At 70.7% G+C, this 26,351-nt stretch carries 14 protein-coding genes; 11 read left to right on the plus strand and 3 right to left on the minus strand.

Going from position 1 to position 26,351, the window contains the following annotated elements:
- Positions 1-28: 28 nt before the first annotated feature.
- A complete protein-coding gene (locus tag GQQ93_RS05335) occupies positions 29-1,708 on the plus strand; it encodes a glycoside hydrolase family 10-like protein (protein WP_157423192.1) in 1,680 nt (559 codons plus the stop codon).
- A gap of 112 nt (positions 1,709-1,820) precedes the next feature.
- Here the strand turns inward: GQQ93_RS05335 and GQQ93_RS05340 are convergent, their stop codons facing one another.
- Together GQQ93_RS05340 and GQQ93_RS05345 are read right to left on the minus strand one after the other, a co-directional pair.
- Positions 1,821-2,690: a spermidine synthase gene (locus GQQ93_RS05340; protein WP_157423193.1), complete on the minus strand. Its 870-nt coding sequence runs from the start codon at positions 2,688-2,690 to the stop codon at positions 1,821-1,823.
- Between the two features lie 52 nt (positions 2,691-2,742).
- Entirely contained in the window at positions 2,743-3,552 is an 810-nt protein-coding gene (locus GQQ93_RS05345) for a spermidine synthase (protein WP_343032743.1), read from the minus strand.
- Positions 3,553-3,612: 60 nt separating this feature from the next.
- Here GQQ93_RS05345 and GQQ93_RS05350 point away from each other — a divergent pair, with 60 nt between their 5' ends.
- Positions 3,613-3,969, plus strand: coding sequence for a group I truncated hemoglobin (locus GQQ93_RS05350; RefSeq protein WP_157423195.1), 357 nt, complete (start codon positions 3,613-3,615; stop codon positions 3,967-3,969).
- 80 nt (positions 3,970-4,049) lie between these two features.
- Here GQQ93_RS05350 and GQQ93_RS05355 read toward each other — a convergent pair whose 3' ends face one another.
- Complete coding sequence (locus tag GQQ93_RS05355) at positions 4,050-6,701, minus strand: helix-turn-helix transcriptional regulator (RefSeq protein WP_170296132.1); 2,652 nt, start codon at positions 6,699-6,701, stop codon at positions 4,050-4,052.
- A gap of 260 nt (positions 6,702-6,961) precedes the next feature.
- Here GQQ93_RS05355 and GQQ93_RS05360 point away from each other — a divergent pair, with 260 nt between their 5' ends.
- The 9 genes from GQQ93_RS05360 (at position 6,962) to GQQ93_RS05400 (ending at position 26,260) form a co-directional block, all read left to right on the plus strand.
- On the plus strand, positions 6,962-7,339 hold the full coding sequence (locus GQQ93_RS05360) for a hypothetical protein (protein ID WP_157423197.1): 378 nt from the start codon (positions 6,962-6,964) through the stop codon (positions 7,337-7,339).
- A 1-nt stretch (position 7,340) separates the two neighbouring features.
- Complete coding sequence (locus GQQ93_RS05365; RefSeq protein WP_157423198.1) at positions 7,341-7,742, plus strand: hypothetical protein; 402 nt, start codon at positions 7,341-7,343, stop codon at positions 7,740-7,742.
- Positions 7,743-7,821: 79 nt separating this feature from the next.
- The gene (locus GQQ93_RS05370; protein WP_157423199.1) at positions 7,822-10,374 is read left to right on the plus strand and encodes an Ig-like domain-containing protein; all 2,553 of its coding nucleotides are present in this window, start codon (positions 7,822-7,824) and stop codon (positions 10,372-10,374) included.
- Between the two features lie 298 nt (positions 10,375-10,672).
- Positions 10,673-14,164, plus strand: a complete 3,492-nt coding sequence (rpoB, locus tag GQQ93_RS05375) for a DNA-directed RNA polymerase subunit beta (RefSeq protein WP_157423200.1) — start codon at positions 10,673-10,675, stop codon at positions 14,162-14,164.
- Between the two features lie 43 nt (positions 14,165-14,207).
- Positions 14,208-18,104 (plus strand): DNA-directed RNA polymerase subunit beta', encoded by a 3,897-nt coding sequence (gene rpoC, locus GQQ93_RS05380; protein WP_157423201.1) that lies wholly within the window; start codon positions 14,208-14,210, stop codon positions 18,102-18,104.
- A 170-nt stretch (positions 18,105-18,274) separates the two neighbouring features.
- Positions 18,275-19,390 carry a hypothetical protein gene (locus GQQ93_RS05385; RefSeq protein ID WP_157423202.1) on the plus strand — a complete coding sequence of 372 codons (1,116 nt, stop codon included), beginning with the start codon at positions 18,275-18,277 and terminating at the stop codon, positions 19,388-19,390.
- A 163-nt stretch (positions 19,391-19,553) separates the two neighbouring features.
- On the plus strand, positions 19,554-20,810 hold the full coding sequence (locus GQQ93_RS05390; RefSeq protein WP_157423203.1) for an RDD family protein: 1,257 nt from the start codon (positions 19,554-19,556) through the stop codon (positions 20,808-20,810).
- Between the two features lie 3 nt (positions 20,811-20,813).
- Positions 20,814-25,304 (plus strand): type VII secretion EssC family protein, encoded by a 4,491-nt coding sequence (locus GQQ93_RS05395; protein WP_157423204.1) that lies wholly within the window; start codon positions 20,814-20,816, stop codon positions 25,302-25,304.
- The gene (locus tag GQQ93_RS05400) at positions 25,301-26,260 is read left to right on the plus strand and encodes a hypothetical protein (protein WP_157423205.1); all 960 of its coding nucleotides are present in this window, start codon (positions 25,301-25,303) and stop codon (positions 26,258-26,260) included. The genes GQQ93_RS05395 and GQQ93_RS05400 overlap by 4 nt, the downstream gene beginning before the upstream one ends.
- Positions 26,261-26,351 lie beyond the last annotated feature (91 nt).

Raw genomic sequence — 26,351 nt, forward strand, 5'->3', positions numbered from 1 at the left:
CAAAACCCTACGACTCGGAGGTCCGAAGATGCCCCTCGACGACACGCGCGACGACCACGCGACCCACCGCGGAGGCGCCGAGCCTCCCGCCATCGCCCGTGACGGCCTGCACCGGCGCGGGTTCCTCACCCTGGCCGTCGCGGGGGTCGCGGCCTCGGCGCTCACCGTGACCGTGGGCAGCCTCGCGCCGACCCCGGCGTTCGCCGCGGGCGCTGCAGTCGGCGCGGCGAGCGCCGGCGCCGCGAGCGCGGGCCCGCGCAAGCGCGAGCTGCGCGCCATGTGGATCTCCTCGGTCGTCAACATCGACTGGCCGAGCCGCACCGGCCTCACGGCCGACGAGCAGCGCGCCGAGTTCCTGCACTGGCTCGACGTCGCCGAGCAGTTCAACCTCAACGCGGTCTTCGTGCAGGTGCGGCCCACGGCCGACGCGTTCTGGCCGAGCCCGCTCGAGCCCTGGTCGCAGTACCTCACGGGCGTGCAGGGGCAGGACCCGGGCTACGACCCCCTCGCCTTCATCGTCGAAGAGGCGCACGCCCGCAACCTCGAACTCCACGCCTGGTACAACCCGTACCGCGTCTCGATGCAGGCCGACCCGGCGAAGCTCGTGCCCGAGCATCCGGCGCGCGTGCACCCCGAGTGGGTGTGGGCGTACGGCGGCAAGCTCTACTTCGACCCCGGCCTGCCCGAGGTGCAGGAGCACATCCAGCGGGCCATCCTGCACTCGGTCGAGCACTACGACCTCGACGGTGTGCACTTCGACGACTACTTCTACCCCTACCCGGTCGCCGGGCAGACGATCCCCGACGCGGCGACCTTCGCCGCGCACGGCGCCGGCTTCGGCGACATCGCCGACTGGCGGCGCCACAACGTCGACACCTTCGTGAGCTCGATCTCCGAGCGCATCAAGGCGCTGAAGCCCTGGGTGAAGTTCGGCATCAGCCCGTTCGGCATCTGGCGAAACCGCTCGACCGACCCGCTCGGCTCCGAGACCGGCGGGTCGCAGTCGTACGACCTGCAGTTCGCCGACACCCGCAAGTGGGTGCTCGAGGGCTGGCTCGACTACATCAACCCGCAGATCTACTGGCAGATCGGCCTCGCCGTCGCCGACTACGCGAAGCTCGCACCCTGGTGGGCCGACGTCGCCGCCACCTCGGGCACGCATCTCTACATCGGCGAGGCGCTCTACAAGGTGACCTCGGGCGCCTTCACCGACCCTGCCGAGCTCTCGAACCACCTCACGATGGACCGCGGGATCGACGCGGCGGGAACGCCCGTGCACGGCAACGTGTACTTCTCGGCGAAGCACGTGCCGGCCGATCCGCAGGGCTCGATGTCGCGGGTGCTCGCCGACCACTACGCTCACCCGGCGATCGTGCCGGCCATGGAGTGGCTGCCGGCGACGGCGGTGCGGGCCCCGGTGCTCACGCCGCCCGTGCGCGGCGACGCGGGCGTCGTGCTGCAGTGGCAGGATGCGGCGCCGCCCACGAGGCGGGCGACCTCCTTCGCCGTCTACCGGGTCGAGGGCGACGGCGCGATCGACGTCGAGGATGCCACGTCGCTCATCGCGACCGTTCGTGCGGGTGCGGGCGTGGTGCAGCGATTCACCGACGGCTCGGCTGAGGCGAGCCGCTCGTACTCCTACGCGGTGACGGCGCTCGACCGGGTCTGGAACGAGAGCGCGCCGAGCCGGGTGCGCACGGTCGGCTGAGGCGCCACGGAATCGGTGATCACCGCGGGAGCGGCTCGGATCGGGGGAATCGTTCCGATCTCGTGGTGATCGCCGATCTCGTGGCGGGTGCGGTGCGGTACGGCCCGTCGCGTCAGCGCCCGGGCTTCGCGAGGAAGATCGAACGCGCGGGCGGCGGGGACGGCACCGCCGTGGCGTCGGTCACGATCGGCGCACCGGCGATGAATCGGCGCAGCTCGTCGCCGTCGACGAGCTTCGCGGGCGCCGGGTCGCTCGCGAGTCGGCGGGGCATCTCGTCGAACGGCAGCGGCGCGTTCGAGGCGTACATGACCACGTTGCCGAAGCGGCGGCCCTTCAGCATGCTCGCGTCGGCGGCGATCGCCACGTGCGCGAAGACGTGCGCGAGGGTCGCCGCCTGCGAGCGGGCGAAGGCGAGCCCCGCGCCGTCGGCGACGTTCACGGCGACGATGCCGCCGGGGGCGAGCCGCGGCGCGATGAGCCCGTAGAACTCGACGCTCGTGACGTGCGCGGGCGTGCGGGCTCCGGAGAAGATGTCGACGATCGCGAGGTCGACGGCGCCGTCGAGCCCGCCGGGCAGCTTCGCGACGACCTCGCGGGCGTCGCCGTGGCGGATGCGGAGCTGCGCCCCGCGGGGCAGCGGCAGGTGCTCGCGCACGAGGTCGACGAGTTCGGACTCGAGCTCGACGACCTGCTGGCGCGAGCCCGGCCGGGTCGCGATGACGTAGCGCGGCAGGGTGAGCGCGCCGCCGCCGAGGTGCACCGCCGTGATCGCCTCGCCCTCGGCGCGCACGAGGTCGGCCGCGTGCCCGATGCGGCGCACGTACTCGAAGCCGAGCCACTCGGGGTTCTCGAGCTCGACGTGCGACTGCGGGGTGCCGTCGACGTAGAGGGTCCACGAACCCGGCGTCTGGCGCGACTCCTCGAGGTGCGCGAGGTGCCCGCTCACGGCGAGGCGGCGTTCGAGCGAGGGGTCGGCGGTCACACGACCACGCTACCCGCAGCGGCCGGTGCGCCCGTGCGCCCGGGCACGAAGCTCAGCACGCTCCCCAGAGCGCGAAGTCGAGCCGGTCGCCCTCGAGCACCGCGGCCGGGTGCGGGCCGAGCGCCGCGAGCCGTTCGTCGAGGCCGCCCGACATGCCGCGGGGCGCCGCCACGAGCACGGTGTTGCCCTCCTCGGCACCCGAGACGACGTTCGCGTCGCCCGCGACGAGCAGCTCGGCGCTCGGGTCGGCCCGCGCGATCGCGCGGGCCTGCGCACGCAGGCGCGCGAGACCCGCTGCGTCGGCCACGTTCACGACGAGCAGGCCGCGATCGGCGAGCAACTCGAGGCATCCGCCCATGAACGCCGCCGTCTCGACGAAGGCCGGCGCCTCGAGCCGGTCGTACAGGTCGACGATCACGAGATCGAAGGGCGCACCGCCCGCGAGTTCGCCGACGACGGATGCCGCGTCGCCGACCCGCACGGCGATGTCGGCGCCGGCCGGCAGCGGCAGGCGATGCCGCACGATCCGGGCGAGCTCGCCGTCGATCTCGACCACGAGCTGCGCCGAGTCGGGACGGGTCGCTTCGATGTAGCGGGGCAGCGTCATCGCGCCGCCGCCGAGATGCAGGGCGCGAAGCGGTTCGCCGGGCAGGCCCATCGCATCGACCACGTGGCCGATGCGGCGCACGTACTCGAAGAAGAGCCGGGTCGCGTCGGCTGCGTCGACGTGCGACTGGGCGACGTCGTCGACGAGCAGCGTGAACCCGGTCGACGAGAACACGTCGGTCTCGAACTCGATGCGGCGGGGGCTCGTCGGCACGGAGGCATCGTCGCACAGATCGGGGGAGGAATGAGCAACGATTGCTCAGGCGTCCGCAGGCGGCATCCGCCATGATCGATTCACGACCGATGAGGAGAACGGATGCACGCGATCTATGACGAGCTCGGCGGCAGCGACGGGGTGCGCACGGCGGTGGCGGTCATGTACCACCGCGTCGTCGCCGATCCCGAGCTCGCGCCGTGGTTCGAGGGCATCGACGTCGACCGGCTGCAGGCGCACCAGCGCGCGTTCCTCGCCGCGGCGTTCGGCGGCCCGCAGGTCTTCAGCGGCCGGTCGATCGGCGAGGCCCACCACGGCATGGCGATCACCGACGCCGCGTTCGACCGGGTGGTCGCCTCGCTCATGACCGCGCTCGCCGACCTCGGCGTCGCGAAGGAGGCCGTCGGCGCCGTCGGCGAGCGGCTCGAGGACCTGCGCGCCGACATCGTGACGGCGTAGGCGTCGCCGCTCCAGCTGCGCGCCGCCGCCTGGCAGCGCGCCGCCTGGCAGCGCGCCGCCGGGCAGCGCCGCCGCCTGGACTACAGCTGCAGCTCGCGCCGGCCGCGGATGCCGAGCTTCGTGTACGTCGACTGCAGGTGGTTGTTCACCGTGCGCGGCGAGAGGAACAGCCGCTGCGCGATCTCGTTCGAACTCAGCCCCTGGGCCGCGAGCGACGCGATCTCGCGTTCGCGCGGCGTGAGCGGCTCGGTGCCGTCGGTGAACGCGAGCAGCGGCGTGCGCGCGCCCTCGCAGGCTGCGGCCAGCGCACCTGCACGCTGCAGGTCGGCGGAAGACTCGCGCCCGCGCCCCTCGGCACGCGCCGCCTGCCCGGCCGAGGCGAACGCCTCCGCCGCGAACAGCAGCGCACCGAGGCGCTCCCAGTCGGCACCGACCGAGCGCAGCTCCGACGCGTCGGCGGAGGCCTGTGCCCGGGCGTGGCGTGCACGCAGCGACACACCGGTCGACGGCACGAGCGAGCGCAGCGCCTCGAGCCGGGTGGCGGCGCGCGCGGTGTGTTCGGGGGCGCCGAAGCGGGCGATGTGGTGCAGGAACGACGCAGCGGGGTAGTTCGCCCCGTGCGCGACGAACACGTCGACGCGTTCGAGCAGGATGCGCACCGCGTCGTCGATGCGACCCTCGACGCGTGCCAGCCAGGCGTCGGCGATCGCGGTCGTCGCGTCGTCGGTCGCGTAGCCGACGCCGATGCGTGCCCGGAACGCTGCGGCGGACTCGAGGTCGCCCTGCTCGCAGGCGATGACGGTGAGGAAGGCGAGGGCGGGACTGCCCACGGAGGCCGGCCCGCGCAGCTCGGCGCCGCTGGCGGCGTCGCGGAACCAGCGCGATGCCGTGTCGAGGCGCCCCATCGCCCAGAACACACGCCCCATCATCAGCTCGTCGATGCGAGCCGTGACCTCGTCGCGGTCGGCGATCGCGCTGTGCAGCGACGACACGAGCACCTCCCGGGCGTCGGTATGGCGTTCGTCTTCGAACAACGCGTACGCGTAGGCGAGCTGGGCGCGGCGCTTCGGGATGATCGCGCCCTCGGTGGCGGCGTAGTCGACGGCGAACTTCGCGGCGTCGATCGCCTCCTCGCAGCGCTGCATGTGCGACAGGGGCATCGAGCGGGCGACGGCGACGAGTGCCCGCTCGGGAAGGCTGTCGCCGATGCCCCGCTCGGCCTGCTCGACGACCTCGAGCGCCTCGTCCACCCGAGAGAGGTGGCGCAGCAGCGTGGCCCTGCTCAGTCGCAGCAGCGGTCGTTGCTGCGGCAGCCGGTCCTCGAGGTCTTGCAGCAGCCGGATGCCGCGCTCACTGCCGAGGGGATCGCCGCCGTAGATCTCGGCACGTTTCGCGGCGATCGCCGCGAGCGTCGAGTCGGGGCGGTCGATCGCGTGCGCCGCGACCTCTGCGTCGGCGAGGGCTTGGAGCGCGTCAGCGCCCCGGCCGAGCGACCACAACAGCTCGGCGTGCAGCATGTGCGCCGAGGCATCCCTCGCGCCGGCGCCGATCGCGGCCGCCGCGAGACGCTCGGCGGCGCGGTGATCGTGGGCGCGGCGCGCGAGGTCGGCCGAGCGGATCAGCAGCTCGGGGTCGGAGGGCCGGCCGGCGTCGAGTCGCCACATCGCGATGCGCAATTCGTCGACGACGGTCATCGGGCCGCGCTCGACGACGTCGGCCTGCTCGGTGAGCAGTGAGATCGCCTTGATGCGGGGCAGTGACTCGCGCACGGCGCCCGCGTACTGCGGGTGCGCGAGCGTGATGGCGATGCCGTGGCCCGACTCGTCGACCCTGATCATGCCGCGCAGTTCGAGCTCGGCGAGGGCTTCGGGCGCGCCGGGGCGCACGAACTCGTCGATGCCGAGCGGCTGGCAGAGCGCGAGCCGTTCGATCGCGTCGCGCTCCTCCGTGCCGAGGCCGCGCAACCGCGCGCGGATGAGGTCGCGGAGTGCGGGCGTGCCGACCGGGTCGCCCTCGAGCTGCCAGCGCTCGCCGGCGCGCACGAGGGCGCCGGTCTCGACCGCGCCGATCACGAGCTCGCGGAGAAAGAGCGGATTGCCATGCGATGCACGGTGCAGCTCGACGGCGTCGCGGTGCGCGATCGGGGCGCCGAGCACCAGCCCGACGAGCTCGGTGACCTCGTCGAGGTCGAGTGCCGGCACGTCGATGCGCACCGAGTCGGCCGACGAAGCGATCGGCAGCACCCCGTCGGGCACCGGTTCGCCCTCGGGGAGCGTCGCGATGAGCGAGAGCGAGCCCGCCGCGACGAGCTGGGCGATGAGCCCCACCGACACGCTGTCTGCAGACGAGAGGTCGTCGACCGCGATGAGCGCGCGCCGGCCGCCGGCGAGTTCGGCGATCGTCGCGCTCGTCGACGCGAAGAGCGCGAGCGGATCGCCCACCTTCGGCATCGCCGGGTCGTCGATGCCGCGGGCCAGCGCCGGGGCGACCGTCGCGAACGGCACGGCCGAGAGTGCGGGGTTGCCGCTCGCCGTCAGTACGAGCCAGCCGGCCTCGTCGAGCAGTTCGCCGACCGCCGACTGGATGCGGCTCTTTCCGACACCGGACGGGCCGTAGAGGAAGACCGAACGCGTCTGCCCGCCCTGCAGCGCGCCCGCGGCGCGCTCGACCTGGCCGTCGCGGCCGATGAGCGGCCACGCGCCGTCGAGGTCGGGCTCGGGGCCGGCTGCCACATCGGGATCGTTCGAGGCCATCGGTGCCTTTCGGTGATCGGGACGATTCACTGTACGGCCCGGATGCCTCGGCGCGCAGTACCCCGCACAGGGGGGTGTCCGCCCCCGGTCCGCAGGCCCGGCTGAGCAATCCGCCGCACCGTCTGAGTAACGACGCCCGCACTGATTGAGCAGCGACTGCCCATCCGGCAGCCCCGGCCGCCGCGGGAACCTTCTGGCATCACCCGGTGAGCACCGGGCCGTACCGGAAGGAAACGACGATGAACCTCTTCAAGCAGTTCGGCGACATGGCCCAGATGGTCAAGGCGGCCCCCGGCCTCATCGACCAGGCGAACGCCCTGCAGGCGCAGTCCGCGCAGTACCAGCAGCAGATGAACGCGCAGGCGGTGCACGCGATGACCGCCGAGGCCGCCCCCGGCGCCCTCGAGCCGATCGCCGGCGTCGACCTCGAGCGCTACGCCCGCATCTCCAAGGGCATCGCCGCGTACGGCTACGACGCGGCCATGCTGCCGACCGTCGCGGCGATGTTCGGCGTCGACGGCCCGTCGTGGGAGACCGCCGCAGCCGGCTGGAGCGCCCGCATCCAGGCCGACCGCGGCGTCGGACGCCGCTTCAACGAGCTCTACTCGGCGGTGTGACATGGGATTCCTCAAAGACCTCGCGACGTTGACCCGCCAGGGGTACGAAGCGCAGCAGCGCATGGACGTCGGCGCCTCCATGGCGCAGGCCCAGGCTTCGATGGCCGAGGCGAGCCGCATCATGGCCGCCACGACGCCCGCCGCCACCGCGCCCCACCTCGAGGCGCAGCGCCTCCGCACGACCGCGAGCGTGCTCGACGCGCGCCAGCTGCCGATGATGTTCGGCATGAACGCGGTCGTCGACCTCGAACTCCACGTGCTCATGCCGGGCGGCGTGCCGATGCCCGTCACCCGCACCGAGCAGCTCGCGCCGCTCCACCTCGCCCGGGCGGTGCCCGGCGCGACCCTCGACGTCAGCCTCGTGCCCGGCCGCCCCGACACCCTGCGGATCGAGTGGGCCTGATCGCCCCCGAAGACCCGACCACCGACCGAATCATCAGAGAAGTGAGAGAAACGTGAACAGCACAGAGTCCGAAGAACCGATGTTCCGCCGCAGACCGGTCGTCGCGCGCCTCGCGAGCCTCGCGCTCGCGGCCGCCCTCGGCGGAGCGGCGATCGCCGCACCGCTCGGCGCGGCCGCAGAGGAGGCGTCGATCCCGGCAGGTTCCGCCGAGCAGGTGGATGCCTCGGGCGAGAATGCGGTGAGCGACGACGCCGACGCGCAGGCGGAGAGCGAAGCCGTGACCGAAGCCGCAGCCGAAGCCGAGACCGAAGCCGCAGCCGAGTCAGGTGCCGAGACCTCCTCCGCGGACCCGGCAGAGCCGCCCGCCGAGCCGGAGAACGCGGAGAGCGCATCGGCCGCTGCCGTGGGCGAGCCCGGCGACGTCCGCGACGAGGACGTCGCCGAGGCATCCGCCCCCGGCCCTTCGTCCGTCGAGGCGACGGCGAAGTCGATCGAAGGCGGGCCGCAGGAGCTCGGCGGTGCGAACAGTGCGCCGGTCGCGGTCGACGACAACTGGCAGATGGTGCAGGACACGACGCTGCAGGTTTCCAGCCCGAGCGTGTTGCAGAACGACTTCGACCCCGACGGCGACTGGTTCAACCTGGTCGACTCCACCGTCCCGTCGGTGGGCGACCGTGAAGGTTGGGGAGGGTTCCCCGGCTTCGCGTACTCGCCGCCGGCCGGCTTCACGGGCACGGTGACCTGGCAGTACCAGATCCGCGACGACCACGACGACGCAGACCTCGAGAGCGAGTGGGCCACGGTCAGCGTCGAGGTGCTGCCCACCGGCAGCGACGTCGCGCTGCCGCCGGTCGCCGCCGACGACACCTATCTGTTCACACCGGGCAGCCCGCTCTACATCGCGGACTTCCAGGGCCTCCTCGCGAACGACGAGCTCGACGGGCAGGCCGTCACCTCGATCGAGCTCCCGTACGGTGACGACATCGGCAACGGCCGGGTGACGATGCTGGGCGACGGCGGAGCCTTCCTCGCCGACGCGGGGGACGCAGCCCCGGCGAGCCACGACCTCCAGTACCGCGTCTGCACGGCGATCGGCTGCAGCTTCGCGACCCTCTGGCTCTCCCCGACCGACACGGGGGTCGAACCCTCGGGGCCCGACGCGATCCCCGAAGCGCCCGTCGCCGCGCCCGATGTCTACGGCGTCGTGAAGGACACGCCGCGCACCGTCTCAGCCGGCGAAGGCCTGCTGGTGAACGACACCGACGTCGAGCTCGGCCAGCCCGGCGAGTCGCTCGAGGCGATCGTCGACACGGCCGGTCTCCAGGGTGCGCTGCAGTGGTCGACCGACGGGTCGTTCACGTACACGCCGCCAGCGGGCTTCTCGGGCACCGACACGTTCCACTACTTCGCGAACGACCAGCACGCCTACGCGAGCAAGACCGTCGTGGTCGAGCTGCAGGTCGGCGACGGCTCGGTGAACCACCGCCCGGTCGCGGTACCCGACCACTACACCGTCGCCGCGGGCGAATCGCTCTACATCCCTGCACCGAGCCAAGTCGCGAACGACATCGACGCCGACGGCGACGACGTCGAGTGGGCCGGCGCCGGCGACTCGCCCCAGGGCAGCTGGAAGACCTTCAGCGACGGATGGTCGGTGTACACGCCGCCCGTCGGATTCGTCGGCACCGACCGCCTGACGTACCGGGTGCGCGACGAGCACGGCCTCATGGGCGCCGACGAGGGCGAGATCACGATCGACGTGGTCCAGTCGGACGGCCAGGCCAACACCCCGCCCGTGCCGGTGGCGGATCGCTACTTCGTGCAGTCGGGCGAGTCGATCACCGTCCCCGCCTCGGAAGGAGTCCTCCTGAACGACACCGATGCCGATGGCGACGTGATCGAGGTCCTGGCTTCCAGCGGAGCCTACAAGGGCGATGCGAAGCTCGCGGCGGACGGCTCGTTCAGCTACACGGCGCCGGTGGGATTCACGGGTTCCGACTGGCTCGAGTTCTCGATCACCGACGGACGGAGCAAGGTCGTCTCGATGGCCGTGCAGCTCGTGGTGTACGCGGAGGGCGAGGAGCCGCTGTACGGCGCCGACGACGTCTACACCACCACGCAGGGCGTCACGCTCGACGTCGCCGCACCCGGTCTGCTCGAGAACGACCACGCGCCCGACGGTTCCGCCAAGGTCGTTGCCTACCTGCTCACCGAACCGGGCCACGGCAGTGTCGACTGGAACGCGGACGGCTCGTTCACCTACACGCCGGAAGCAGGGTTCACGGGAAGCGACTCCTTCCGATACACCGTGACGGCCGACGACCAGTGGTCGTACCCGACGGTGACGATCGAGGTGCTCCCGGCCGAGCCGGGCGAGGGCACGCCCACCGAACCCGGGACGCCGACCGAGCCCGGCGGCGACGACACCCCCGTCACCGAGGAGCCGGCGGTCGCGCCCGCCCGCCAAGAGGAGGCAGGCCCGGCCGCGGCGCCGGCGGCCGGCGCCGAGTCTGCGCTCGCCGAGACCGGCGCCGAGGTGCGGGGCGCGGCCGAGGCATCCGCCCTCGCGCTGCTGCTCGGGCTCATGGCGCTCGCCGCAGCCCGATTCCGTCGGCGCGGCAGCGCTCGCTGAACCCCGTCACGAGGGGCCGATCTCACGGAGTTCGGCCCCTCGTGGCATCCTCGAAACGGGCCCGACGCGCGGTTATACCGGACATCTGCGAACAAATCAAGAATCGGACTGGACTTGGCGCGTCGGATCGCATATAGTTGACGTTTGCGCTCCCAGACCCTGCATGCCTTCATATTGCGGTCGGCTTCGTGTGTGTCGAGATCCTGCGATCTTCGACGTCGCACCATGTCTGAGGGGTACTGAACTCTCTCCGCTACCGACAGTGAACCGGCCCGACGGGGCCATGGAGGTTATTCACTTGGCTGCTGCGCGCAACGCGACCACGCCCACCCCCAAGAACGGACGCGGTGCAAGCCGCCTCTCGTTCGCGAAGATCGCCGATACCCTCACGGTACCCGACCTCCTCGCACTCCAGACCGAGAGCTTCGACTGGCTCGTCGGCAACGACGCGTGGAAGGCACGCGTCGCCGAGGCACAGACGGCCGGTCGCAAGGACCTGCCCGAGACCACCGGTCTCGAGGAGATCTTCGAGGAGATCTCTCCCATCGAGGACCTCGGCGAGACCATGCAGCTCTCGTTCACGAACCCCGAGCTCGAGCCTCCGAAGTACACGATCGACGAGTGCAAGGAGAAGTCGAAGACCTACTCCGCACCGCTCTACGTGAACGCGGAGTTCATGAACCACCTCACGGGTGAGATCAAGACCCAGACGGTCTTCATGGGCGACTTCCCGCTCATGACCCCCAAGGGCACCTTCGTCATCAACGGCACCGAGCGCGTCGTCGTCTCGCAGCTCGTCCGTTCGCCCGGCGTCTACTTCGAGCGCACCCCCGAGAAGACCTCCGACAAGGACATCTACTCGGCCCGCGTCATCCCGAGCCGCGGTGCCTGGCTCGAGTTCGAGATCGACAAGCGCGACCAGGTCGGCGTCCGCATCGACCGCAAGCGCAAGCAGTCGGTCACGGTCTTCCTGAAGGCCCTCGGCCTCACCTCCGAGGAGATCCTCGAGGAGTTCGCCGGCTACGAGTCGATCGCCCTCACCCTCGAGAAGGACAACATCCTCACGAAGGAAGAGGCGCTCAAGGACATCTACCGCAAGCTGCGCCCGGGCGAGCAGGTCGCCGCCGAGGCCGCGCGTGCGCTCCTCGACAACTTCTACTTCAACCCGAAGCGCTACGACCTCGCGAAGGTCGGCCGGTACAAGATCAACCAGAAGCTCGGTCTCGAGGCGCCGCTCACCGACTCGGTGCTGACGGTCCAGGACATCGTCGCCACGATCAAGTACCTCGTCGCCCTCCACGACGAGCGCGAGACGCTGCCCGGCCGCCGTGGCGGCAAGGCGGTCGACCTCCGCCTCGACGTCGACGACATCGACAACTTCGGCAACCGTCGCATCCGCGCGGTCGGCGAGCTCATCCAGAACCAGGTGCGCACCGGCCTCAGCCGCATGGAGCGCGTCGTGCGCGAGCGCATGACGACGCAGGACATCGAGGCGATCACCCCGCAGACCCTGATCAACGTGCGACCCGTCGTCGCCGCGATCAAGGAGTTCTTCGGCACCTCGCAGCTGTCGCAGTTCATGGACCAGAACAACCCGCTCGCGGGTCTGACCCACAAGCGCCGCCTCTCGGCGCTCGGCCCCGGCGGTCTCTCGCGAGACCGCGCCGGCGTCGAGGTCCGTGACGTCCACCCCTCGCACTACGGCCGCATGTGCCCGATCGAGACGCCTGAAGGCCCGAACATCGGCCTCATCGGCTCGCTCGCGTCGTTCGCGCGCATCAACTCCTTCGGCTTCATCGAGACGCCGTACCGCAAGGTCGTCGCCGGCAAGGTCACCGACCAGATCGACTACCTGACCGCGATGGAGGAGAACGACTACATCGTCGCCCAGGCCAACGCGCCGCTCAAGGCCGACGGCCACTTCTCGGAGGAGCGCGTGCTCGCCCGTCAGAAGGGCGGCGAGGTCGACCTGATCCCCGCCGACGAGATCGGCTACATGGACGTCTCGCCGCGCCAGATGGTGTCGGTCGGCACCTCGCTCATCCCTTTCCTCGAGCACGACGACGCGAACCGCGCCCTCATGGGTGCGAACATGCAGCGTCAGGCCGTGCCGCTGCTCCGCAGCGACTCGCCCTACGTCGGCACCGGTATGGAGGGCTACGCCGCGATCGACGCCGGTGACGTCATCACCGCCGACAAGGCCGGTGTCGTCGCCGAGGTCTCGGCCGACTCCGTCACGGTCCAGCTCGACGAGGGCGGCACGCAGACCTACTTCCTGCGCAAGTTCGACCGCTCGAACCAGGGCACCTCGTACAACAACCGCGTCATCGTGAACACGGGCGACCGCATCGAGGCCGGCGAGGTCATCGCCGACGGCCCCGCGACCGACAACGGCGAGCTCGCGCTCGGCAAGAACCTGCTCGTCGCGTTCATGCCGTGGGAGGGTCACAACTTCGAGGACGCGATCATCCTCAGCCAGAACCTGGTGAAGGACGACGTCCTCTCCTCGATCCACATCGAGGAGTACGAGGTCGACGCCCGCGACACCAAGCTCGGCAAGGAGGAGATCACCCGTGATCTCCCGAACGTGAGCCCCGACCTGCTGGCCGACCTCGACGAGCGCGGCATCATCCGCATCGGCGCCGAGGTCCGCCCCGGCGACATCCTCGTCGGCAAGGTCACGCCGAAGGGCGAGACCGAGCTCTCGGCGGAAGAGCGCCTCCTCCGCGCGATCTTCAACGAGAAGAGCCGCGAAGTGCGCGACACCTCGCTCAAGGTTCCCCACGGCGAGCAGGGCACGATCATCGCCGTCAAGGTGTTCGACTCGCAGGACGGCGACGACGAGCTCGGCTCGGGCGTCAACCAGCGCGTGGTCGTCTACATCGCCCAGAAGCGCAAGATCACCGAGGGCGACAAGCTCGCCGGCCGCCACGGCAACAAGGGCGTCATCTCGAAGATCCTCCCGGTCGAGGACATGCCGTTCCTCGCGGACGGCACGCCGGTCGACGTCGTGCTCAACCCGCTCGGCATCCCCGGTCGAATGAACTTCGGCCAGGTGCTCGAGACCCACCTCGGCTGGGTCGCGAAGCAGGGCTGGAAGGTCGAGGGCAAGCCTTCGTGGGCCAAGCGCCTGCCCGAGGCCGCCCACGAGGCCGATCCCGGCACCAAGGTCGCCACCCCGGTGTTCGACGGCGCGTTCGAGGAGGAGATCGCGGGTCTGCTCGACTCCACCCTCCCCAACCGCGACGGCGAGCGACTCATCGACTCGAGCGGCAAGACGCAGCTCTTCGACGGTCGCTCCGGCGAGCCCTTCCCGTACCCGGTCTCGGTCGGCTACATGTACATCCTGAAGCTGCACCACCTCGTCGACGACAAGATCCACGCGCGTTCGACGGGCCCGTACTCGATGATCACCCAGCAGCCGCTCGGTGGTAAGGCGCAGTTCGGTGGCCAGCGATTCGGTGAGATGGAGGTCTGGGCGCTCCAGGCCTACGGCGCGGCCTACGCGCTGCAGGAGCTCCTCACGATCAAGTCCGACGACATCCTCGGCCGCGTCAAGGTGTACGAGGCGATCGTCAAGGGCGAGAACATCCAGGAGCCCGGCATCCCCGAGTCGTTCAAGGTGCTCATGAAGGAGATGCAGTCGCTCTGCCTGAACGTCGAGGTCCTCTCGGCCGACGGCACCGCGGTCTCCCTCCGCGACACCGACGACGAGGCCTTCCGCGCTGCGGAAGAGCTCGGCATCAACATCTCCGCGCGCTTCGAGTCGTCGAACATCGACGAGATCTAAGCCAGGCCAGTAGACGACTACAGAGACTTTCCAAGGAGAGAAATTGCTCGACGCAACTACTTTTGACGAGCTTCGGATCGGCCTGGCCACCGCAGAGGACATCCGCAAGTGGTCCTACGGCGAAGTGAAGAAGCCGGAGACCATCAACTACCGCACCCTCAAGCCCGAGAAGGACGGTCTGTTCGGTGAGCAGATCTTCGGCCCGAGCCGCGACTGGGAGTGCGCCTGCGGCAAGTACAAGCGCGTGCGCTTCAAGGGCATCGTGTGCGAGCGCTGCGGCGTGGAGGTCACCAAGTCCTCCGTCCGCCGTGAGCGCATGGGCCACATCGAGCTCGCCGCCCCGGTCACGCACATCTGGTACTTCAAGGGTGTGCCCAGCCGCCTCGGCTACCTGCTCGACATGGCGCCCAAAGACCTCGAGAAGGTCATCTACTTCGCCGCCTACATGGTGATCGACGTCGATGACGAGGGCCGCCACGCCGACATGCCCGGCCTCGAGAACGAGCTCCGGCTCGAGATCAAGACCATCGGCGACCAGCGCGACGCCCGCATCGCGACGCTCATGGCCCGCAAGGAGGAGGAGCTCGCGACGCTCGAGGCCGAGGGCGCCAAGAGCGACCAGCGCAAGCGCGCCGAGGCCGCCGCCGACAAGGAGATGACGCAGGTCCGCAAGTCGGGCGACGAGCAGATCGCGCACCTCGAGCGCGTGTGGGAGGCCTTCCGCACCCTCAAGGTCGGCGACCTCAAGCCCGAGGACGCGGACTTCCACGAGCTCCAGGACCGCTTCGGCATGTACTTCGACGCCTACATGGGCGCCGAGGCCATCAAGAAGCGCCTCGAGGCGTTCGACCTGGCCGCCGAGGCGGAGGATCTGCACCTGCAGATCGCCGAGGGCAAGGGCCAGAAGAAGATCCGCGCGATCAAGCGCCTCCGCGTCGTCAACTCGTTCCTCGCGACGGGCAACTCGCCCGCTGCGATGGTGCTCGACGTCGTCCCGGTGATCCCGCCCGAGCTCCGCCCGATGGTGCAGCTCGACGGCGGCCGCTTCGCGACCAGCGATCTCAACGACCTCTACCGTCGTGTGATCAACCGCAACAACCGTCTTCGTCGTCTGCTCGACCTCGGTGCCCCCGAGATCATCGTCAACAACGAGAAGCGCATGCTGCAGGAGGCCGTCGACGCGCTGTTCGACAACGGCCGCCGCGGTCGCCCCGTCACCGGTACCGGCAACCGCGCCCTCAAGTCCCTGAGCGACATGCTCAAGGGCAAGCAAGGTCGCTTCCGCCAGAACCTGCTCGGCAAGCGCGTCGACTACTCGGGCCGTTCGGTCATCGTCGTCGGCCCGCAGCTGAAGCTGCACCAGTGCGGTCTGCCCAAGCAGATGGCGCTCGAGCTCTTCAAGCCGTTCGTGATCAAGCGCCTGATCGACCTGAGCCACGCTCAGAACATCAAGGCGGCCAAGCGCATGGTCGAGCGTTCGCGCCCGCAGGTGTGGGACGTCCTCGAGGAGATCATCCGCGAGCGCCCCGTGCTGCTGAACCGTGCACCCACCCTGCACCGTCTCGGCATCCAGGCGTTCGAGCCGCAGCTCGTCGAGGGCAAGGCCATCCAGCTCCACCCGCTCGTCTGCGCCGCCTTCAACGCGGACTTCGACGGCGACCAGATGGCCGTGCACCTTCCGCTCTCGGTCGAGGCCCAGGCCGAGGCGCGCATCCTCATGCTCGCCTCGAACAACATCCTGAAGCCGTCGGACGGCCGTCCGGTGACCCTGCCCTCGCAGGACATGATCATCGGTCTGCACCACCTGACGACCGAGAAGCCCGGCGCAGCCGGCGAGGGCCGCGCGTTCTCGTCGATCGCCGAGGCCATCCTCGCGTTCGACCAGAACCGTCCCGGCGACCTCGAGCTCGACCTCGGCGCCAAGGTGAAGATCCGTCTCGACGGTCTCTACTTCGGCGAGGGCGACGAGCCCGAGGGCTTCGTGCAGGGCAAGCCGTTCCTCATGGAGACGACCCTCGGTCGCGCGCTCTTCAACGAGGCGCTCCCGGTCGACTACCCGTACTTCAACCGTCAGGCCGGCAAGGGCCAGATCTCGGAGATCGTCAACGACCTCGCCGAGCGCTACCCGAAGACCGAGGTGGCCGCGACCCTCGACCGCATCAAGGACGCCGGCTTCCGCTGGGCGACCCGTTCGGGCGTCACCGTCGCGCTCTCCGACATCATCACGCCCCCGAGCAAGGGCGAGATCGTGTCGAAGTACGAGAAGCAGGCCGCCAAGGTGCAGTCGCAGTTCGAGAAGGGTCTCACGACCGACCTCGAGCGTCGTCAGGAGCTCATCCAGATCTGGACCAAGGCCACCGACGAGGTCGCCAAGGCCATGCAGGAGAACTTCCCGACCGACAACACCATCAACCGCATGGTGACCTCGGGTGCTCGTGGTAACTGGCTGCAGGTGCGCAACATCGCCGGTATGCGAGGCCTCGTGAACAACCCGAAGGGTGAGATCATCCCTCGCCCGATCATCTCGAGCTACCGCGAGGGCCTCTCGGTCGCCGAGTACTTCATCGCGACGCACGGTGCCCGAAAGGGTCTGGCCGACACGGCCCTCCGTACGGCCGACTCGGGTTACCTCACGCGTCGTCTGGTGGATGTCTCGCAGGACGTCATCATCCGCGAGGAGGACTGCGGCACGTCGAAGGGCCTCGAGCTCCCGATCGCCGCGGTCGACTCCTCGGGCGAGCTCGTCCGCGACCCGAACGTCGAGAACTCGGTGTTCGCCCGTTCGCTCGCCGCTGACGCGGTGAACGCCAAGGGCGAGGTCGTCGCCGAGGCCGGCAGCGACGTCGGCGACGTGCTCATCAACGAGCTCATCGCCGCGGGCGTCGAGTCGATCCGGGTCCGCTCGGTGCTCACCTGCGAGTCGGCCGTCGGTGTCTGCGCGAAGTGCTACGGCCGTTCGCTCGCGACCGGCAAGCTCGTCGACATCGGCGAGGCCGTCGGCATCATCGCGGCCCAGTCGATCGGTGAGCCCGGTACGCAGCTGACGATGCGTACCTTCCACACCGGTGGTTCGGCCTCGGCCGACGACATCACGCAGGGTCTTCCCCGCGTGCAGGAGCTCTTCGAGGCCCGTACCCCCAAGGGTGCGTCGCCCATCGTCGAGGCCCCCGGTCGCATCACGATCGACGAGACCGACAAGCAGCGCAAGGTCATCCTCACGCCCGACAACGGCGACGAGCCGATCGCGTACAACGTGCTCAAGCGTTCGACGCTGCTCGTCGAGGACGGCCAGCACGTCGAGCTCGGTCAGCAGCTGATCGTCGGCACCGTCGACCCGAAGGAGGTCCTCCGGGTCAAGGGCGTCCGCGAGGTGCAGAAGCACCTCGTGAACGGCGTGCAGGACGTGTACCGCTCGCAGGGCGTGCCGATCCACGACAAGCACATCGAGGTCATCGTGCGCCAGATGCTGCGCAAGGTCACCGTCGTCGACCACGGCGACACCGACCTGCTGCCCGGTGAGCTCGTCGACCGCTTGAAGTACAACGAGATCAACCGCGCGACGCTCACCGAGGGCAAGAAGACGGCATCGGCCCGTCAGGAGGTCATGGGTATCACCAAGGCCTCGCTGGCGACCGAGTCGTGGCTGTCGGCCGCGTCCTTCCAGGAGACGACCCGCGTGCTCACGCAGGCCGCCATGGAGGGCAAGAGCGACCCGCTGGTCGGCCTCAAGGAGAACGTGATCATCGGAAAGCTGATCCCGGCAGGTACCGGCCTCGGCAAGTACCGGAACGTCGCGGTCGAGGCCACGGAGGAGGCGAAGGCGGAGCGCTACCCGAACCGCATCTTCACCGACGACGCGGCCTTCAGCGAGGGCGACCTCAGCTTCGTCGACTTCGACGCGTTCTCGAGCGACGACTTCACGCCCGGCAACTACAGCTAAGGCGCGAATCGTACGAACGGCCCCCGATCCCAGCGGATCGGGGGCCGTTCGGCGTTCCGGGGCGCGATCGGGAAACGCCGAACGATCCGCGCGGCGCGGGGCGGCGGCGGCCACGCGGCGTTACAGTTGGCGCACCGCGGGTGCGAGGTGTACCCGAAAGGAGCGCGATCATGAGCAGCACGACTCCCGGATCCGAGTCGGACGACGAGGCGCGGCGCGACGAGGTGAGCGAGCCCGCGGAGGTCGTCGACGCCGACGAGACCGCTGAGGCTTCGACCGAGCCCGTGGGCGCGACCGAGCCCGGCACCGTCGAGGCGGACGAGCCCATCGCGCCGGCTGCGACCGCCGTTCCCGTCGACGCGGCCGAGCCTGCGGTCGGCGATGAAGCCGCTGCGGCCACTGCGACGACGACCGATCCCGTCGCTCCGGATGCCGCGGTGCCCGCCCCGCTCGACGAGCCCGAGCCTTCCGACGCGGCGGAGACGAGCGCGCTCGACGCCGCCGTGCTGCGGGCGAACGCAGGCGCTGAGACCTCCGCCGACCTCGACGACGAGCCCAACGGCATCGACGACGCGGATTCGGCGCCGCAGCCCGTGCCCGCGGGTTCCGTGCGTCGTGAGACCTACGTGCCCGCCTCGACGGCCGCCACCGCGGCCGCGGCCGGCGCGGCCACCCTCGCTCCCGAGCCCGCCACCGAGCTCGCACCCCAGTTCGGCGCGCAGACGGTCTACGTGCAGGCGCCCGAGCCGCCGCGTGCCAAGGGCAATCGGGCGTTCGGAGCCCTCGTCGCGCTCATCGGCGCCGCGCTGTTCGCAGCGCTCTACGCGGGGATCGCCTATCTGCTGCTCCTCAGCCAGGGCGACGCCGCCGAGGTGAACACCGTCTTCGTCGAGCGGTTCCTGGCGAAGCCCGTCTACTGGGTGCCGATCGTGGCCTTCTTCGTCGGCTTCGCGCTGCTCGCAGCGATCGTGAATCGCGGTCGCTGGTGGGCGTACGTCGTGTTCGGCCTGCTCGTCGGGGTCTTCGTGTACTTCGCGTACCTCGGCGGCGCACTGCTCACGGTCGAGGCGTGGACGCTCACCTTCGAGGAAGCGCAGTCGTTCATCGCGCAGCGCTGGCTCGATCCCTTCGCGATCGTCGCGGCCCTGATCGCCCGTGAGATCCCGATCTGGCTCGGCGGGTGGGTCGCCGCGCGCGGGCGCACGGTGACCGAGCGCAATCGCGTCGCGCTCGAGGCGTACGACCGCGAGCTCGCCGCAGGCCCGCAGCCGCAACCGCTGCGCTGATCGGGGCCGCTGCGGGCGGCTGTGCACAACGCACGGCGGAGCCTGGGGCTGCGGGTACGCTCGTCAGACGGGGATGGTGACTCCTCCCCATCGACAGCGTGCCCACGATCGGGTTGGGTAGCAGCTTGGACCACCCTGCCGACCTGCCGATTCGAGGAGCGACGTGAGCGTCACCATGGACATCGACGACGAGCCGACGCCCGGCCTCCGACCCGATGGTCGTCCCGATCCCGAGTACGCGCGCGCGCTCGGCCTCGTGCCCGCGCCGACCGGTCGACGAGCCGGAGCCTTCGCGCTCGACGCCGCCATCTGGGCGGTGCTCGCGGCGCCGACCCTGATCGGGGTGCTGCTGCTCGTCGACCCCGTGCTCGCCTCTGGCGGCGACCCGAGCCGGCTCGGCTCGGCCGCGATCGGACCGCTCATCGCGATCGCGGTCGGCGAGGCGCTCACCGTCGTCTTCGGCCTCGTGCAGCTCGTCTTGCACGGCCGGTTCGGCGTCACCGTCGGCAAGGCCGCGTCGGGGCTCCGTTCCGTGAGCGTGCGCGACTTCGGGCCTGCCGGCTTCTGGCGGGTCGTGCTGCGTGCCCTGGTGCTCGGCGCCGGTCAGCTCGTGCTGCCGTTCATCGGACCGGCGATCCTGTTCGCCTCGGGTTCCTGGGATCCCGAGCAGCGCGGCCGCTCCTGGCTCGATCGGGTGGGCGGATGCTACGTCGTCGACGCCCGTCGCGCGCTCGACCCGTTCGACGCCCGGGCGATGCGACGGGCCCGACGCGTCGCGGCCGCGCCGCCCGAGGCCGAGGCGGTCCGACTCCCGTCGCTCGCGAGCGACCGCCCGCTCGGTGAGGTGTTCCAGATCCCGGCAGAGCGCTCCAGCTCGGGGGTCGTGTCGCCCGGGGCGACGAGCATCGACTCGTGGACTCCGCCGCCGATCGGCGGCGATGCCGCGGCGGCGCCGCCGGCGCCCCCGGCCTTCACCCCGCCTGCACCGGCTCAGCCGGCACCGCCTCCAGCCGCACCGGCACCGCTCCCGGTGCCCGCGCCGGCGGTGTCGGGCACCGCTCCGGGCGCCGGCCCGTCGGCGCCGGCCCGGATCGTGCTCCGCTTCGACGACGGCACCGCTGTCGAGGCATCCGCATTCGGCCTGCTCGGCCGCGCCCCCGATGCCGGACCCGGAGCGACCGCCCAGCTGCTGCCCGTCGACGATCCTTCGAAGCGGATCTCGAAGGTGCACGCGGAGTTCGGAGCCGTCGACGGGGGATTCTGGATCGCCGACCGCGGCTCGACCAACGGCACCGAGGTGCGCCTGCCCGACGGCCGCGTCGTCGAACTCGTGCCCGGCGTGCGCACCCCGCTCGCACCGGGTGCGCTCGTGGTCGTCGGCGGTCGCAGTTTCACCATCACGAGCGAGCCCGGAAGGTAAGGCATGAAGCTCAAACTCGGACTCCGCCGTCAGCAGGGCGCGCCGGTCGATCTCGTCATCACCGCCGACGCGACCGCGACCGTCGGCGACGTCGCGCGCGCGATCGCCACGAACGATCCGAGCACCCCGGTGCTCGGCGGCACCGCCGGGGTGACCCTCGCGGTCGCGCCCCCGACCTCGAGCGAGCCCGTCGTGCTCGACCCGCAGGTGCTCATCGGCGACGCGCCGATCGGCTCGGGCTTCAACGCCGCCGTCGTGGCCCATGCGCCTCGGCCGAACGGCGCGACTGCCGAGGCGGTCGCCGTGATGCGGGTGCACTCCGGCGCCGACGCGGGCCGAGAGTTCGGCCTGCCCCGCGGGGCGAGCATCATCGGGCGCGGCGCCGACGCCGATCTCGTGCTCGCCGACTCGCTCGTCTCGAAGCGGCACGCCCGCATCGAGGTCGATCACTCGATCGAGCTGGTCGACCTGAATTCCGCCAACGGGCTGCTCGTCGACGGCGGGCTGGTTCAGCGCGTCAGAGTCATCCCGGGCCAGGTCATCACCATCGGCGCCACCGAGGTCTCCTTCGACCTCGCCGCGAGCGCGGCGGGCGCCCCCGACGCCTCGGTGCTCGAGCGCGGCGGCGCGCTCATGTTCAACCGCTCACCGCGGGTCGAGGTGCGCTACCCGGGCACCGAGCACCGCCATCCGGTGATCCCCTCCGAAGCCGAGCCCCGCATGTTCCCGTGGCCGATGATCATGGCGCCGGTGCTGCTCGGGCTCGCGATGTTCGCGATGACCCAACGCCCGACCTCCCTCCTCATCGTGGTCATGGCGCCGCTCATGATGCTCGGCAACTTCGTCGGGCAGCGCACCCAGCAGGGCAAGAAACTGCGGCTCGAGATCGAGACCTTCGAGACGCAGATCGAAGACCTCGAGGAGTCGCTCCGCGCCGAGACCATCGTCGAGCGCGAGCGCAGGCACGACGAGGCCCCCGCGGTCGCGCACGTCTACGAGCAGGCGATGCGCCTCGGCCCGCTGCTCTGGACCAGGCGCCCCGAGCACTGGAACTTCCTCGGGCTGCGGCTCGGCGTCGGCCGGGCGCGCAGCCGCAACACGATCGCCGAATCGAACGACCAGCGGGGCATCGCCCGCTACGCGAAGCAGGTCGACGTGCTCCGTAACCGGCACGAGCGCATCGACGATGTGCCGCTCATCGAGCTGCTGCCGGTCTCGGGCGCCATCGGCATCGCAGGTCCCCGGCACCTCGCCGCCGACGTGCTCCGAGGCCTCGGCGTGCAGCTGTTCGGCCTGCACGCGCCGAACGAACTCATCACCACGGCGATCGTCGACCCGGCATGGGCGAAGGAGCTCGAGTGGATGAAGTGGCTCCCGCACACCACGAGCCCCCGCTCGCCGTTCGCCGAGATGGCCCTCGCCGACAGCCAGTCGGCGGGCACGGCGCTGCTGAACGGGCTCGAGGAGTCGATCATGTCGCGGCTGTCGGGATCGCCCGGACGGCGCGGGCCGCTGCGGCTGCCCGATACGAGCATGGAGCGCGGCGCCAAGGTCGGCGAGGAGATCGGCGCGAATCGGGATGCCGCGTCCGACCTCGCCCTCGTGCTCGTCGCCTCGAACGACGCGCCCGTCGACCGCCCCCGCCTCACCCAGCTGATCGAGCGCGGTGCCGACGTCGGCGTCTACACGATCTTCCTCGCCCCCACGGTCGAGTCGCTGCCCGCCGCCTGCCGCACCTACATCGACGCGAGCGACGGCCTCGACCGCGCCAAGGTCGGCTACGTCCGCGCCGGCGAGCAGTACGAGCGGGTCGCCATCGAAGGCGTCTCGAACCAGTACGCCGAGGTCTTCGCGAAGCGATTGGCGCCCGTCGCGGACTCGAGCTCGGTCACCGCCGACTCGTCCGACCTGCCGCGGAGCGTCTCCTTCCTGAAGCTCATCGGCACCGAGATGGCCGCCCAGCCGCTCTCGGTGGCCGAGCGCTGGCGGCAGAACAACTCGATCCTCGACCGATCGCGCGGCCAGCGCCCCAGGTTGAAGCGCGCCGGCACGCTGAAGGCGTACATCGGCCAGGGGAGCCCCGACGCGATGTCGCTCGACCTGCGAACGCAGGGCCCGCACGCCCTCGTCGGCGGCACCACGGGTTCGGGCAAGTCCGAGTTCCTGCAGGCCTGGGTGCTCGGCATGGCGGCCGAGTACAGCCCCGACCGGGTCACCTTCCTCTTCGTCGACTACAAGGGCGGTTCGGCGTTCGCCGACTGCGTCGAGCTGCCGCACTGCGTCGGGCTCGTCACCGACCTGAGCCCGCACCTCGTGCGTCGCGCGCTGACGAGCCTTCGAGCCGAGCTGCACCATCGCGAGCACCTCTTCAATCGCAAGAAGGCGAAGGACCTCCTCGAGCTCGAGAAGCGCCAGGATCCCGAGACTCCGCCGGCGCTCGTGCTCGTGATCGACGAGTTCGCGGCGCTCGCGGGTGAGGTGCCCGAGTTCGTCGACGGCGTCGTCGACATCGCCCAGCGCGGTCGCTCGCTCGGCATCCACCTGATCATGGCGACGCAGCGCCCCGCAGGTGTCATCAAAGACAACCTGCGGGCGAACACCAACCTCCGCGTCGCGCTGCGCATGGCCGACGAATCCGACTCGAACGACGTCGTCGGCGACCCGGTCGCGGGCACCTTCGACCCCTCCATCCCCGGTCGCGGCATCGCGAAGACGGGTCCGGGGCGTCTCGTGCCCTTCCAGTCGGGTTACGCGGGCGGGTGGACGTCGGACACCCCTGAGCAGGCGCAGGTGAAGGTCGCCGAGCTGCGCTTCGGGTCGATCACGCTCTGGGAGTCCGACAACGATCAGGAGTCGGACTCGCATGACGACGACCTCGGTCCGAACGATCAGAAGCGCCTCGTCGCCTCGCTCGTGTCGGCGGCCTCGGACAGTCGCATCCCGGCGCCGCGGCGGCCGTGGCTCGACGAGCTCGCGACGACCGTCGATCTCGCCGAGCTCGCCCTCGAGGGCGATGCGCGCATCCCGCTCGGTCGCGCCGACATTCCTGAGCGGCAGTTGCAGGAGGCGGTCTACTTCGAGCCCGACACCGATGGGCACCTGCTCGTCTACGGCACGAGCGGCGCCGGAAAGACGACCGTGCTGCGCACGATCGCCGTGGCGGCGGGGGCTCGGCCCGAGCGCGGGCGCGTGCACGTCTACGGCCTCGACTTCGGCACCGGCTCGCTGCGTTCGCTCGAGTCGCTTCCTCAGGTCGGATCGATCGTCCCCGGTGATGACGCGGAGCGCGTTCAGCGCCTGCTGAAGACGCTGCGCGGCACGCTCGACGACCGTGCGAAGCGCTTCTCCGCGGTGAACGCCGCGAGCCTCACGGAGTATCGCTCGATCACGGGTCGCGACGAACCGCGCCTGCTCGTGCTCATCGACGGCTTCGGCACGTTCAAGCAGGAGTGGGAGGGCACGTCGGCGCGTGCGCCGTACTACAACGTGTTCATGCGCATGCTCGGCGAGGGGCGTCCGCTCGGCATCCACGCGGTCGCAACGGCCGACCGCTACGGCGCCGTTCCCACGGCGGTGAGCGCGAACGTCAACCGCCGTGTGGTGCTGCGGCTCGCCGACGAGAGCTCGTACGCGATCCTCGGCGCCCCGAAGGACGTCCTGAACGAGCGCAGCGCCCCCGGGCGCGCGATCGTCGACGGGCTCGAGACGCAGATCGCGGTGCTCGGCGGTACCACGAACGTCGCCGAGCAGACCCAGGCGATGGAGGCATTCGCCGCCTCGCTGCGGGAGCGCGGGGCATCCGAGGCGCCCGAGATCGGCTCGCTGCCGACCGAACTCCGCGCCGACGAACTGCCCGACTCGATCGACGGGGCGCCGGTGATCGGCGTCGCCGACGACGTGCTCGGCCCCAAGGGCTTCGAGCCGATGGGCACCTTCGTGGTGGCCGGCCCGCCCCAGAGCGGCAAGACCAACGCGCTGCGCGCGCTCATCGAGGCGGTCGCCCGCTTCGATCCCGAGACGGAGTTCTTCCACTTCGGCGGGCGCCGGGCCGCCCTGCGCGACGCGCGCGCATGGCGGCGCACGGCGTCGTCGATCGAAGACGCGCGGGCGCTTGCGAAGGAGCTCAAGGAGCTCGTCGCCGACGAGTCGATCACCAAGCGCATCATGATCGTCGTCGAGAACATCACCGAGTTCGGCGACACCGATGCCGAGCGCCCCATGAAGGAGCTCTTCCAGGCGGTCAACCGCAGCGAGCACTTCCTCATCGGCGACGGGGACGTCTCGCAGCTCTCGAGCGGGTACGGCCTCGTCGGCGAACTCAAGGCCGGACGCCGTGGCATCGCGCTGCGTCCCGAGACGTACGACGGCGACTCGCTCTTCAAGGTGCCGTTCCCGAAGGTCGCGCGTCATGAGTTCCCGGCCGGGCGAGGCATCTTCGTCGAGAACGGGCGCTTCGTGACGGTGCAACTGCCGTTGGTCGAGGTCGCCCGATGAGCCGCGGTGACCACGGCGACATCGCCGACGATTCGACGACCACGCCATGGATCACGGTCGTCGAGCGCGTCGCCCCGGCCGCGCGCGCCGTGGCCGTGCTCGGTGACGGCGGCGAAGGCCGGCGCCGGGCCGTGCGCAGCTACGCCGAAGGCGACCGGATCGACGGACCCGAGCTCGTGCCGATCATGCTCGGCCTCCAGCGCGAGGCGGCATCGGACGCGTTGCGTCCGGCGCTCGCGGCCCTCGCCGAGCGCGACGCCGAGGCTCGCCGGGGCGCGAACCGCCGGGCGGACGACGCATTCCTCGGCGGCGTCTCCGCTGCGGGTTCCGGCTCCGCGCGCAGCGCATCCCTGTGGCCCCTCGCGCTCGCAGTCCTCGCCGCCATCGTCGGACCGGTGCTCGCGTTCCCCGCGAAGAACGGGGGATACCTCCTCGAGTCCGAACCGGCGGCCCTCTGGGGCGGCGCGCTGTCGCTGGCCGCAGCACTCTGGATGGCGTTCGCCGAACCCAGGCGCCGCAACGTGCTCGCGATGCACTATCCGCCGAAGCTCCTCATCCTCCTCGCGGTGCTCGCGGCGATCGGGCTCGCGCTCCTCTGGTGGCAGGTCTCGCGCGACGGCTGGTGGGTGACCTGGCCGATCGTCGTCGGCACCCTGATGTTCGCGGGGGCGATCGTGCTCGAGCTCCGCGCCTTCGTCGAGTTCCGCGCCTGGCAGCGCGAGCACGTCCCCGCGGCGATCGCCGAGGCGGAGCGCGCCGTTGCGGCCGCCCACGACGAGGTGGAGCGGATCGACGCAGATTCGCTGCGCGAACTCGAGAGGCTCCTGGCCGAGGAGCCCGAGGCAGAGGGCCTCATGCGGAGGGCGGCCGTCGTCGACGGGCTCGGCGTCCTCTACCTCCGCCGCCTGCTGGACAGCGCGACCGCGGAGGAGTGCCTGGTCCGAGGGCTCGCCTGAGCTGCATGCCGTCGGATCTCACCGGCCCTGCCAGCTCATGGGGAGTGCTGCCCATTCTCCGGGTTTCGGGGGACGGTTAGTCTCATGAGGG

This window comes from Agromyces lapidis (assembly GCF_009749405.1).
In the GTDB taxonomy this organism is placed as follows: Bacteria; Actinomycetota; Actinomycetes; order Actinomycetales; family Microbacteriaceae; genus Agromyces; species Agromyces lapidis.

Coding starts and splice junctions, on each gene's coding strand:
- GQQ93_RS05335 (WP_157423192.1), top strand. CDS start 29: ATGCCCCTCGACGACACGCGCGACGACCACGCGACCCACCGCGGAGGC.
- GQQ93_RS05350 (WP_157423195.1), top strand. CDS start 3,613: ATGCACGCGATCTATGACGAGCTCGGCGGCAGCGACGGGGTGCGCACG.
- GQQ93_RS05360 (WP_157423197.1), top strand. CDS start 6,962: ATGAACCTCTTCAAGCAGTTCGGCGACATGGCCCAGATGGTCAAGGCG.
- GQQ93_RS05365 (WP_157423198.1), top strand. CDS start 7,341: ATGGGATTCCTCAAAGACCTCGCGACGTTGACCCGCCAGGGGTACGAA.
- GQQ93_RS05370 (WP_157423199.1), top strand. CDS start 7,822: ATGTTCCGCCGCAGACCGGTCGTCGCGCGCCTCGCGAGCCTCGCGCTC.
- GQQ93_RS05385 (WP_157423202.1), top strand. CDS start 18,275: ATGAGCAGCACGACTCCCGGATCCGAGTCGGACGACGAGGCGCGGCGC.
- GQQ93_RS05395 (WP_157423204.1), top strand. CDS start 20,814: ATGAAGCTCAAACTCGGACTCCGCCGTCAGCAGGGCGCGCCGGTCGAT.
- GQQ93_RS05400 (WP_157423205.1), top strand. CDS start 25,301: ATGAGCCGCGGTGACCACGGCGACATCGCCGACGATTCGACGACCACG.